Origin of the sequence: Sporomusa sphaeroides DSM 2875 (assembly GCF_001941975.2) — a bacterium.
Lineage (GTDB): Bacteria > Bacillota > Negativicutes > Sporomusales > Sporomusaceae > Sporomusa > Sporomusa sphaeroides.
This window is the reverse complement of sequence record NZ_CP146991.1, coordinates 695,137-706,677: the sequence shown is the minus strand read 5'-3', so window position 1 is coordinate 706,677 and position 11,541 is coordinate 695,137. Positions and strand designations below refer to the sequence as shown.

9 protein-coding genes and 4 riboswitches are annotated in these 11,541 nt (G+C 49.1%); all 9 genes read right to left on the bottom strand.

What is annotated here, in order from left to right; all coding sequences use genetic code 11:
* Nucleotides 1-29: 29 nt before the first annotated feature.
* Nucleotides 30-1,016, bottom strand: coding sequence for an ABC transporter substrate-binding protein (locus tag SPSPH_RS03190; protein WP_075753186.1), 987 nt, complete (start codon nt 1,014-1,016; stop codon nt 30-32).
* 37 nt (nt 1,017-1,053) lie between these two features.
* Nucleotides 1,054-2,472, bottom strand: a complete 1,419-nt coding sequence (locus tag SPSPH_RS03185) for a PQQ-binding-like beta-propeller repeat protein (protein WP_075753184.1) — start codon at nt 2,470-2,472, stop codon at nt 1,054-1,056.
* A gap of 4 nt (nt 2,473-2,476) precedes the next feature.
* Nucleotides 2,477-3,364, bottom strand: coding sequence for an energy-coupling factor transporter transmembrane component T family protein (locus SPSPH_RS03180; protein ID WP_075753182.1), 888 nt, complete (start codon nt 3,362-3,364; stop codon nt 2,477-2,479).
* Nucleotides 3,312-5,042, bottom strand: coding sequence for an ABC transporter ATP-binding protein (locus SPSPH_RS03175; RefSeq protein ID WP_075753180.1), 1,731 nt, complete (start codon nt 5,040-5,042; stop codon nt 3,312-3,314). The genes SPSPH_RS03180 and SPSPH_RS03175 overlap by 53 nt, the downstream gene beginning before the upstream one ends.
* 3 nt (nt 5,043-5,045) lie before the next feature.
* The gene (locus SPSPH_RS03170) at nt 5,046-6,686 is read right to left on the bottom strand and encodes a hypothetical protein (RefSeq protein WP_075753178.1); all 1,641 of its coding nucleotides are present in this window, start codon (nt 6,684-6,686) and stop codon (nt 5,046-5,048) included.
* A gap of 160 nt (nt 6,687-6,846) precedes the next feature.
* Nucleotides 6,847-7,030: riboswitch (cobalamin riboswitch) on the bottom strand.
* Nucleotides 7,031-7,039: 9 nt separating this feature from the next.
* A complete protein-coding gene (locus SPSPH_RS03165) occupies nt 7,040-7,972 on the bottom strand; it encodes a sirohydrochlorin cobaltochelatase (protein WP_233138635.1) in 933 nt (310 codons plus the stop codon).
* Nucleotides 7,973-8,199: 227 nt separating this feature from the next.
* Nucleotides 8,200-8,380: riboswitch (cobalamin riboswitch) on the bottom strand.
* A 40-nt stretch (nt 8,381-8,420) separates the two neighbouring features.
* Nucleotides 8,421-9,119 (bottom strand): hypothetical protein, encoded by a 699-nt coding sequence (locus tag SPSPH_RS03160; protein WP_075753176.1) that lies wholly within the window; start codon nt 9,117-9,119, stop codon nt 8,421-8,423.
* Nucleotides 9,120-9,157: 38 nt separating this feature from the next.
* Nucleotides 9,158-9,730, bottom strand: a complete 573-nt coding sequence (locus SPSPH_RS03155; protein WP_075753174.1) for an HD-GYP domain-containing protein — start codon at nt 9,728-9,730, stop codon at nt 9,158-9,160.
* 286 nt (nt 9,731-10,016) lie between these two features.
* A riboswitch (cobalamin riboswitch) is annotated at nt 10,017-10,185 on the bottom strand.
* A gap of 302 nt (nt 10,186-10,487) precedes the next feature.
* Nucleotides 10,488-10,669, bottom strand: a riboswitch (cobalamin riboswitch).
* Nucleotides 10,670-11,047: 378 nt separating this feature from the next.
* The gene (locus SPSPH_RS03150; protein ID WP_075753172.1) at nt 11,048-11,332 is read right to left on the bottom strand and encodes a type II toxin-antitoxin system Phd/YefM family antitoxin; all 285 of its coding nucleotides are present in this window, start codon (nt 11,330-11,332) and stop codon (nt 11,048-11,050) included.
* Nucleotides 11,333-11,541 lie beyond the last annotated feature (209 nt).

Here is an 11,541-nt window from a genome sequence, read left to right as displayed (position 1 = left end):
CGCACTCTTGCACGATCACCAGCCGGTATCTAAAAATACTGCGGGTAGGCCGCCTGCGCGATATCCTGCACCGCCTGTACAATATACTGGGAGGTGCTGTTAAAATGCCTGTCAGGCACAGCAATCAGCTGCCGGTCCTGAATGGCTTTGACCGATTGCAGCGCAGGATCATTTTGGATATCGTCGGCGAATTTTTTCATATCTGTTGTGCCGGTATAATCCCAGACAGGCAGAATAATGATATCCGGATTAATGGCAACCAGCTGCTCTTTGGACAATAATGCCCCCCTCTCCAGTCCCGCTGCCGCCGCACCATTGATTACCCCTGCCTGCCGGCAAATATCTTCAAAGGTACTGTGCTTACCGTTGGTGCCGCCCATGAGGCTGTAATAGATAACCACCTTTTGCTCACCGGCGGCAATGTGCTTCACTCTGTCGCTAGTCTGCGTCAGTTGCCGGTCCATGTCGGCCACCACCTGTTCGCCGGCCTCTTCCTCCCCGACTACGCGGGCAATTTGCCTAACCGATTGTTTCACTTCTTCAATGGTGTCAGGTGTTTTGTAAACATAGACCGTGAGACCTGCGTCCCTGAGAGTTTGCATAAATTCCGCCGGATACCAGTCAGGCATCAGCACCAGATCGGGTTGCGTCGGGATAACGCTCTCGGCATTACCCCGTACTTTACCGGGAATGGCTTTGGCTTGTTCTACTATATTGGAGATACCCCCGTCATCTGCCAGGTAAGTCAGGGCGGCAATCCGCCGGGGTGCTACCAGTGCCATCAAAATCTCATCCCCGCTGATAGAAAGTGATACTATTCTCTGCGGTTTTTGCGGCAACCGGACTACATAACCGGTACTGTCTGCCAGCTCATAACTGCCGGAACCGCTGTCAGTTCCCGGCGGATTTATACTGTTTGAACCGGTGCAGCCGCCGGTCAGCAACAGCAGCAAGCCTACAACCGCAAGGATAACAGTGTGCAGAAAATACGGCTTCCATTGGCTGTTTAGTCCCATAACCTCATCTCCCTACAGTTGATTTCAGTAAAGAAACTCACTGTCTTGCCAGCAGGGTTAACTTATATTCCCCGATTACCCGGCCATCGTCAAGCTGGATAGGGGCTTCTATTGCGGCTGCATAGCGTTCGTCAGGACTTACCGCCGCAGCAATACACGGGCCGCCGCTGGTGGCTGCGTAATCAACCAGCCGGGTTTCCGGGATGGTAACAATATACAAGCCATGCATTGACGGATCCTTGGAACGGACATTCCGGCCTACGGCCAACACGGCCAGCTTGCTGCCTGCAGCCATTTCCTCAATCGTGCCGTCAAGTTTATAGCTATTGATCAGCTTGCCCTGCATGTCAAACACAAACAGGCTGTTGGAGTTAGGGTGCTCCACCGGGGTTGGCAGCTGCCAATTGGCCTTATTGTAGGTATTGCCTGTTGTGTATACGGCATATTCCCCTATGATCAAACTATTGCTGCCGGTGGCATTAATTGTGACACCGCCAATCTTCTGCGGGTAGCTGATACTGCGCTGCCATAATTTCTGCCCTTCCCGGCTGTCAAATAAAAAACAGCGCCCGTCGCTGGCAATAGCAGACGCATACTTTCCGTCAGGGCTAAGCTCAGGGCTTGTACGCATGGTAACATTCTGATAAGGCGGGACCAACTCTGCGTAATTGCTCCACAATACAGCCTTGAGCCCACCGTCCAGACAATAGATATTCTTGTCATACCGATAGGTTGCCACATCAAAATTAGCGGTGGCAAACGCAGCCTGTTCACCTGCCTTATCCACACTAATCCAGCTTACCCAGCAATCCAGATTGTGATCAGTGGGGAACATACCGATCCTTTCCCCGTCAGGTGTAAATTTATAGATACGCCCGGCATACTGGTTGCGCCCGTCGGCGTGCTTGATATACCGCTGGGCCACGGCATAAACCATACCGGCGGCATCTGTCCGGATGGCGGCTATACCGGGATAGGTTTTTTCCTTAATATTGACACCCAGTTCCTGTACACTGGCCTGCCGCCACAGCTCACTGCCATCTTTGACGCGCAGGCACACCAGCCATCCCTGCTGACTGCTTTCGCCGACAAGCACCGAACGGCCGTCCGGCGAAAATTCCAGTGCGGTCAGCTTACCCAGCCCCATGTTTTTACGCCAGATAAGGCTGCCCTTGGTATTATAAAGCAGCACTTCCCCTGTTTCCGAACCGACGGCCAAAAAGCTGCTATCAGGGGAAAATCGGATAAAGCCCCGGTTAAAGCCCATTCGCTGATAATTATATACTTCCGTTTGGCCTAAAACCACTTCCATTACTTTGCCATAAGCGCCTGTCTGTGTACCGTTTTGTTTGCCAGTCAGGCTCACATGGGTGCTCATGCCAAAAATATGGGCGGCTAATGCTCCTAACGTACCGAGAAATAAGAGAGTAATTCCTGCTGTGATGACTTTTTTCATAGTTTTACAGCCACACCTTCATCAAATCATATACCCCCCGCAAGGATGACACATATAAGAAACCGTTAAATTGCAGTGAATCCATTATCTTAAGAAGTATCAGACCCACCACTGTCAGCAGCAGGCTATGGCAAACCAGGCGTTCCTTGCAGGACCATACCGGCAAAGGCACCTGCGGTGTTTCCCGGCCAAAGCCGCGGCTTTCGACAGAAGATGCCAAAGTCGCCGCCCGGCGCAAAGTCCGTGCCAGAATGGGAAACAAGGTTTGAAAGGCTGTTTGAATGAGCCGCCGGGGCGATATTGTCCGGAACGGGTTAAAGCCTCTGAGACGCTGTGCCGTCAGAACAACACCGGTCTCCTGAAAAATGACCGGCAGAAACCTGAGACCGGTTATCAGCATAAAGCCCAGTTCGTAAGGCAGCTTCCAGGCCAGCAGGCTGCGCAATAACTGCCGGGGATCGGAGGTCCAGTTAATCAGGAGGCCCAAAGCCAGCATAGTTCCTGAACGCAAGGCCTGCACGGCGCCATATTCCAAGCCTTCCCGGTAAACATACACCCCTCCTGTCAATGCGCCGATTCCCGGTGCGGCCGGCGACACCAGACAAGCGATAATGGTTCGCGGCTCACTGCTGTAAAACAGCGCCTGGCTGGTCATGGAACCCCAAATACCCAGTAGAATAAAGACCATAAGGATACGCCACCTGCCCATAGAGGAGCGCGCCAGCAGGTGCAGGCTCAGCACCAGACAAAACAGCAGAAATAGTGAACGCGGGCTGTCCACCAGCAGCACCATAGCTGCCAGCAGGAGCAATAACACCAGTTTTGTCCGGACATCAATCTTATGAAGCAGGGTGTTCCCCGGTGTAGCTTCCCAGACATGCCTGTCGTACATATCCTACCACCTCCTCCACAGTAAGCGCGGTGCCGCCATACAGGGCCTGAGCGGCAAGCAGGATCGCAGGCGGTTTAAGTCCGCTGGCCTTAAGCATGGCCTGATCCTGAAAAACCGCAGCCGGTGTGCCGTCGGCCACAATTTGCCCCTGCCGCATAACAATGATTCGATCGGCAAACCGTGCTGCCACCTCGGTATCATGGGTGCAAAATATAATACTGCCACCCTGCCGGGTATATTCCCTGAGCAAGAGCGCGATATCCTCAATATGGCCAATATCCTGGCCTGTTGTTGGCTCATCCAGCAGCAGGACCTGCGGCTCATTGGCCAAAACGGCGGCAATAGCCACCCGCAAGCGTTGACCGCGGCTCAAAGCCAGCGGGAAATCCTCCCTCAAGCCGCCTAAACCTAGCCTGTCTGTCAATAGTTCGCAGTACTCTGTCCAGCCGTCGGTATTGTCTTTGCTTTGCTGGCGCAGGCTAAAACCGATTTCCTCCTGCACAGTACTGTTAAACAGCATAAAATCCGGATTTTGCAGCACCATTCCCACAGCCGGCGATACTGCCCTAACCCTTTGTCCCAGTATCTGCATTTCACCGGCTGCCGGTTTAAGCAACCCGCCCAGCAAGTGCAGCAAGGTAGACTTGCCGGCCCCGTTACTGCCCATAAGGGCAATAAATTGGCCTGCGGCAACTGTCAAATCAACCCCGTTCAGCACCATTTGCGCCGGGTTATCATAATGAAAAAATACTTGTTTGGCCTGGATTGCCGGTATTGGCAACAGGTGTTGTCCTACAGGCAGCGATGCCGCCGCTGCGGGAACCGGACTGATAGCGGGAACCGGAATGGCATAATGCTGCCGGATGGCTGCCACGGCATCGTCAACCTGAGCCGAACGCGCCGCAACCCCCAGATGATGACAAAGGGTAACAGGCTGGGGGAGCCTGAGACCGTAAGCAGCAAACATTTCCTGGCAGTTGTAAGCCTCTTCACGCCTGCCCTGCCAGATGAGCCGTCCGGCATCCATAATGGCTGCCTTGTGACATAAAGGCAGTACTTCATGCAGGCGGTGCTCAACAATAATAATGGTAATTCCCAGATTGGCATTCAGTTGCTGCAATACGGACAGCAATTCCGCGGCTCCCTGCGGATCAAGCTGGCTGATAGGTTCATCCAGTGCCAGTACCTGTGGTTTGGCTGCCAGTACGGCGGCTACCGCCAGGCGCTGTTTTTGTCCTCCTGACAGTGCATGCACACTGGCTTTTGCCTTATCGGCAAGACCTACCAAGGCTAACGCTTCTTTGACCTGAGGTTCGAGCTGAACTGCCGTCATTCCCATATTTTCCAGGACAAAAGCCACTTCATCAAACACGGTTGTGGAAAAAATCTGATCATCCGGATTCTGAAATACCATGCCCACGGTACGGCTCATCTCCGCCACACTCAAGCCACTCACCGAACGTCCGCCGACAACCACGTCTCCCTCAAGCTTGCCGCCGCTTTCATGGGGAATCAGTCCGTTAAGCATTTTTAACAAAGTGCTTTTGCCACAACCGGTCGCACCTGTCAGCAGCAGGAAATCGCCTGGGGAAACCCGGAAACTGACGCTACTGATACTGGGACTGCTGCGATGCCGATAGGTAAAGGAAACATTATTAAAGCATACTATACTGTCCATTGGTCAATCTCCCCCTACTCTGGCCAGTCGTTTGCCTAAGGCTGTGCCACAGGCGGCGCCGATTATGGTATAGATAAAGCCGTTAAACAGTAAGACCAATGCAATATACCAGGCAGCATAATACATGCGGTACAAAAACGCCATCGCCTGCAAGCTCACATAGGCTGCGATGGTATCAGCCACCGCACAGCTGACAGCCAACAGCGCGATCTTGTCCCAGGGTATGGGGTTGTCTTCCCGTTGCTGCAGCCAGCCATACATGCCACTGCCATAAATCAGCAGCTCCAGCAGCAGCGCATGCAGACCATAGGATAACAGGCCAATGGGTGAGATTTGACCAAATGCCAGCATCCCGAGCAGCATGCGAACAACGGTCATCAGCGCCACCACCCCGGGCTGGGGAATGAGTATGACCAGCGCCACCACCATCATATAGAGAAATATGCTGCTAAACAGGCCGGTAATTAAAAATCCGAATGGGCCCAGCAAAATATGAAAAAAATCATTTAATAAAGTGGACGGTACATTGACCACCGCAAAAGCTGCCGCACCAAACAAGGCAATGGTTACCAGCCAGCGTGTTTTCAGCACCGCCAATACTCGCCGCAGGCGCTTGAGGGAAAGCAGCAAGCCTGTCAATACCGCCAGGGCGGCACTACTGACTACTATCAGGGCTTTGTTGTCTTTTTTGATAATAGTAAGCGGCACTTCGTACAGCAACGGCGCCTTGACCCCGTCGCTCAGTTCTGCCCGGAGGATATAATCCCCGCCGGTCAAATTGCGTTCATCCGCATATACAGGCAGCTGCAGGCGCTGCCGGGAGTCACCGTTCAAAGCCGTAAACATCTCTAAATATTCCTTGTGACCATCCAGCGCGCCGCCATCGACATCTTCATTGGTCGCACCGGGAGTAAACAAGCCGCTCACCGGCTGACGACCCGCATCTAAGAGATGAACGGTAACAATAACCAGTTTTTGCACCCCGGCTGGATTGACAATATCCACGCCCAGGTGAGTTACCGGGTGAATGGCCTCAATTTCTTGATTCGAAGCGCCTTTGCCAATAAATAAATTTTTGTAGTAATCCCATTGTCTGTCCCGCAGCACCAAGACATTGCGCCCTACACGGTCATCGGTTTTGCCGTCCTTATCCAACGGCAGAACCATACCTGCCAGTGTGACCGGCACGGCGGCGTCACCGGTACCGGCCCCTACGGTAACCGGTATCTGCTGTGTATTGTCTCCTGCCGTCACGGCAGCGGTATACCTGCCGGGCGGCAAATCTGCCGCCACCTGCAGGGACAGCAAATCATACCACTGACTATACCCTCCCGACAGCAGCATATCTCTGGTTAAGGAATACCGGTCTGCTTGCCTGGTTACCTCCCAGTTTTCCTGAGAACCGGCCGGGCTAAAGCCAGGCGGCAGACTGATGGTCACTGTCACCGTTGTGTCGCTTAGACCACGATGTTCAATACTAAACAGCGCTGCCGTCTGCCCGCCGGGAATCACAGAATCCCTGACCTTTCCCAGATAATACGGAAATTGACAGGAAAAAGATACTCCCTCCTGGGCCTGTCCGGTAATTGTCAACATTACCAACAGCACTGCCACGACGCCGGTCAGTGCTTTTTTGATGGTCAAATCCTTGCCCCCTTAGATAAAAAAAATACATTCCCGCGCTTACGCGTGGGAATGTATTTTCAGTTTTGATATATTTTGCAGCATCCGGCACCCCAGGGCCCGTGAGTCTTCAGCATACATACCATCTACTGTAATCCCCTCCCCATGCCTCGTGGGTAAAACGGCGACTGTCAGCTAGGCAGTTCTCCTGACTCTGGTTCACGGCTCATCCAAACCTTCCCAGGACTTTTCATCCCAGTGGCATATTCTTGGATTTGCTCCCCATTACAGTGGCGGGACCGCGCCGGCTTTTCACCGGACTTCCCTATTAAGCCCCGTAGGGCACCTAACTCTTTTGTTATTTGGTTTTGCTTTTAGTGCTTTTTAGCTTCCGGGTTATTCAGTTCATCAATGGCATCTTTAACATGTTGGACATAAATATCTTGAAAACCTGCATTTTCACCCAAGCCATGCACATAAGTGTCTACTTTAAAGCCGGCGGCAATAAGCTGGCTTTTTGCTGAATCCTCTTCATCACCGGCCATATCGTTGGTAGCATGGTCACCGGCTACCAGCATGAACGGCATAAGAGTAACTTTTTTTACTTTGTTGGCTTTTAATTTAGCCAGCATATTGTCGAAGGACGGATACCCTTCCACGGTGAACAGATATACGTTTTTATAGCCTTCATCCTGTAATTTAAGCTGCATGGCGGCATAAGCCGAATTTCCGGGATGGCTGCCACCATGTCCCATCAGTACAATGGCTTCGTCTTTTTTCTGTTTGGGGAACTGGTTTTCTAATGCTTTAGCAGCAGCTAAATAGTCATCAGGTTTCTCTTCTTGTCCCATAAAATACATAATAGGTCTGCCTAACGCAATTTTGTCAAAGGTTTTAGCGGCTTCATGATGTTTTACAACACCCTTCACCAAATCAAACTCTTCACCGGCAGCAATATGCAGCGGCTGAACAATAACTTCATTAAAGCCTTCGGCTTTTAAACGGTCAAGCGCTTCTTTTTCGGTATCGATTTTCACGCCGTCACGTTCAGCAATTCTTTTAATGATAATCCGGGAAGTAAAAGCCCGGCGAACTTCGTACTCGGGAAATTCTGCTTTTATTTTGGTTTCAACAGCTTCAATGGTTGTCTTTAAGGTTTCAGGATACGTAGTACCAAAGCTTACAACTAAAATAGCCTTTTTGCCTGCCTGAGCCGGTGCAGCCGCTGCCAGTGACGGAACCAGACTTACGCAGCCAAATACAGCCAGCATGCACAGGGTGGTGATAATCGAATAGATGTTTTTCATTGGCCAAAAACAACTCCTTCATATTTTTTGAGTACCGGACACGCCTTCGTTACCAGGATGATGGGAGCAGCCTGTGATTAAAACAGCAAACCTCTCAACCGTAGCGGTGAGAGGTTTGAACAGTAGCCCGAACAGAAAGCTCCTGGTGTGTAAACCAGGAGCGAATTAGCCAGTTACGCCATAAAAGCGCCTACTATAATCCCCTCCCCATACCTCGTGGGTAACAAACGGCGATTGTCAGATAGGCAGTTCTCCTGACTCCGGATCATAGCCTGCTTAAACCTTCCCAGAAAATACATCCCAGTGGTATATCTTAAGCCTGCTCCCCGTTACAGTGGCGGGACCGCGCCGGCATTTAACCGGTCTTCCCTATTAAGCCTGTAAGGCACCTATCTCTAACATATGTAGTTTTCTTATGAAATTAGCATAACACTGCAGGAAGTGATTGTCAATCCATATTAAGCTGAATCGTATCTACTATATCACGATAAATCAGCTGAATATTGTAATCACCGATACCATAATGCGGATATTTCTCGTTTATTTCTTTTATTACAAACGGTTTATCTTTGTTTTCTTTAACCATTTTTGTTATGGCTAACCGAATATCACTATTAGCGGAAATATAGTTTGTGTACAAGTTAATTCCTGCGTTTAATTCTGCAAAAACCGGATACTTTTCTCTTGCTGGCCATCTTTGCAAGAGAACCTCCCGGTATATCTCGTAATATCCCGCAGGGTTAATTTGATAGGATATAAGTATTATGTCCTGCAAACTATCATATTGCCAAAAATCGTGCCGGATAATATGCAAATGCACTTCCCCCTGATAGTTGCTGGCATCCAGATAGGCGCACAAGGTTAAAATATTCATCTGACAAAACATATCGGCATCAAACCATAATATAATCTCCGAATACGAGTGACTTAATAATGCCTCTAGTTCTGTCACCGTCAATTCGTTATAGCGCTCATAATCAACCTGTAAGGTTTCTGCCCGTAATTGAAAGAATTCCTCACTAAAAATTGTCTCCGCGCATTTCCCGGTAATCATGGATTCATTAAACGCAATAATCTTCTGGCCTGAAATGCCTTTAGTCTCTAAATAGGATTTCAGTATTGAGCCGTTAGCAATATGTAAAATCATACTACACATCCCTCTTATATTATCTGATATCAACCGGTTTATGCGAAATTAGCAACCGCTTTTAGTGTTTCTACTTTCCTTATATAACTGACAAATTGCCGGCACAGCCACGGATCAAACCGTGTCCCGGCGCAGGTTTCCACTGCTTGCAACGCCTGGCGGCCGCTTAGATTATTCGTTCCTTGCCTGTTTGTCATCTCATCGAAAGCATCGCAGATAGAAAGCATTCTGCTTAAAAAGGGAATTTCGGCTTCTTTCAGGCCTTCCGGATATCCTGTTCCATCATACCGTTCATGGTGATAACGAACAATAGGACTTATTTCCTTCAGCCCCACACTATTAAGGATGACCCAGCCATATACCGTATGAAGTTTGTGCATATCCTGTTCGTCGTCTGATAATGGTTCAAGTTTATTAAATACATTGCCAGGCAGGCACAATCTGCCGATATCATGCATTAAGCCACAATAATATGCTATTTGTATTTTTTTATCGGAAAACCCCATACAATCCGCCCATTCCAGCATGTGCATACCAACACTTTGACAATGCCTCAATGTAGCGGGGTCATAGTTGTGAAAAAGTTCCATTAACTTTTCAATTCTCCTCATTGGTATCCTCCTTGTTTATAAACCGTCTTAGTCAGTCAAAACCGTTAAAGCGAAGGGCAGGACCCACGACAGTGATGGGAGCATTACGCTATTATCTCCCGCTGCAATATTGCGGCATCCCCTGGAAAGCTGCGAGCCATAACACAAAAGTCTCCCTGCTGAAAGGCAGGGAGACAGACAAAACAGTAGCTATACCGATAAAATTCCGGCGTATAACATACGCCGGGACAAAATAAGCACAAGCCAAACTGCTGCGCTAATCCCCTCCCCATCGCTCGTGGATAAAACGGTGATTATCATATAGGCAGTTCTCCTGGCTCTGGATCATCGCTGGCTCAGGCCTTCCCAAGAGTGACATTTTTTGAGTTTGCTCCCCATTACAGTGGCGGGACCGCGCCGGTATTGCACCGGCTTATCTATTAAGCCTCGCAGGCACCTATACTGTCATATTAAGTTTTCCCGGTGTATTCAACTGCTCTTGCCACGCTATTGGTTGTTGAATACAATTTTTATGTTAAAGTATAATTGTAAAAAATTAGGGCCAAATTGGCCCGCGCGCCAGCGGCGCAAAAGTTCGAAAGGAGCGTTTTGAGAAGAATGTCCTGAAGAAATATTAAAACTCCCAACCGTTGAAAAGCTGGGAGTAATAATCAGTAGACTAATAGAAAGCTCCTGGTTTATATACCAGGAGCGAATTAATCAGCTACGCCATAGAAGCGTCTACTGTAATCCCCTCCCCATACCTCGTGGGTGAAAAACGGTGATTGTCAGACAGGCAGTTCTCCTGACTCCGGATCATGGCTTGCTTAAACCTTCCCAGGAAATACATCCCAGTGGTATAACTTAAGCTTACTCCCCGTTACAGTGGCGGGACCGCGCCGGCTTCTAACCGGACTTCCCTATTAAGCCCCTAAGGGCACCTATCTCGAAATATTTAGTTTATCCTTGCTATGCATATGACTATACCATATCCGGAAATACCTGTCAATACCGCCCTGACAAACAGTCATTTAAGAATTCATTTATATTAAATCAACCAGGGGTACTCTTGACGGCAATCAACCACATAATCAAGATATACCGTATTGTCTTTAATCTTGTAAATAAAGAGGTAACGTTTGTCCACAAGCAGTTTCCTATAGACATTTGCGATCAATAAGTCATGCCCCATGTTCGGGAAACTTTTGCAAGAATTTTGCAGATTCAATTATACCTAGTCTTAGCTTATCCGCTGCCTGGGAACTAACTTGAGCGACAAAACGGACATGCTGCACAAGCATTTCCCCCGTTCGCTCCGAGAAAATGACCCGATAGCGCTTAGAGACGCTGCACATTGACAGACTCTTTAATAGCTTTTGTCATCATTTCATTCATTTCATCAATGGAAAAGCCTCTTTTGCCCATCAAACGGTCTTCCTCAACTGCCACAAGCTGTTCCCTCAGCTTGAGCATACTTTCCCGACGGGAAAAAGTATCTATATCCATGACTACCAGATCGCCCTCACCATTTTTCGTGAGAAAAACCGGTTCCTTAGTAGTTTTACAAAGTGCAGATATTTCGTTATAATTCTTGCGTATTGCGGCCGAAGGTTTTATATTCACTGCAAGCACCTCCTGTAGTAAAATAGTATTCTTATTATATGCTTATTTTACCACTGAAACTTCTTGAGGGTCAAAGGCAGTCTTCTCTGTAATAATACTTCAGGACAATCCCCTTCTGCCAAAACCAGCTCTTTAATCCCTTCTAACAAAATTTGTAGACACCTCACTTGTCAGACTGGTATAATATGACCATTATATTGAACTTTCCC

Bases quoted from the DNA above. Each gene is read 5' to 3' on its own strand.
- SPSPH_RS03190 (WP_075753186.1), bottom strand. From the start codon at position 1,016: ATGGGACTAAACAGCCAATGGAAGCCGTATTTTCTGCACACTGTTATC.
- SPSPH_RS03185 (WP_075753184.1), bottom strand. From the start codon at position 2,472: ATGAAAAAAGTCATCACAGCAGGAATTACTCTCTTATTTCTCGGTACG.
- SPSPH_RS03180 (WP_075753182.1), bottom strand. From the start codon at position 3,364: ATGTACGACAGGCATGTCTGGGAAGCTACACCGGGGAACACCCTGCTT.
- SPSPH_RS03175 (WP_075753180.1), bottom strand. From the start codon at position 5,042: ATGGACAGTATAGTATGCTTTAATAATGTTTCCTTTACCTATCGGCAT.
- SPSPH_RS03165 (WP_233138635.1), bottom strand. From the start codon at position 7,972: ATGAAAAACATCTATTCGATTATCACCACCCTGTGCATGCTGGCTGTA.
- SPSPH_RS03160 (WP_075753176.1), bottom strand. From the start codon at position 9,119: ATGATTTTACATATTGCTAACGGCTCAATACTGAAATCCTATTTAGAG.
- SPSPH_RS03155 (WP_075753174.1), bottom strand. From the start codon at position 9,730: ATGAGGAGAATTGAAAAGTTAATGGAACTTTTTCACAACTATGACCCC.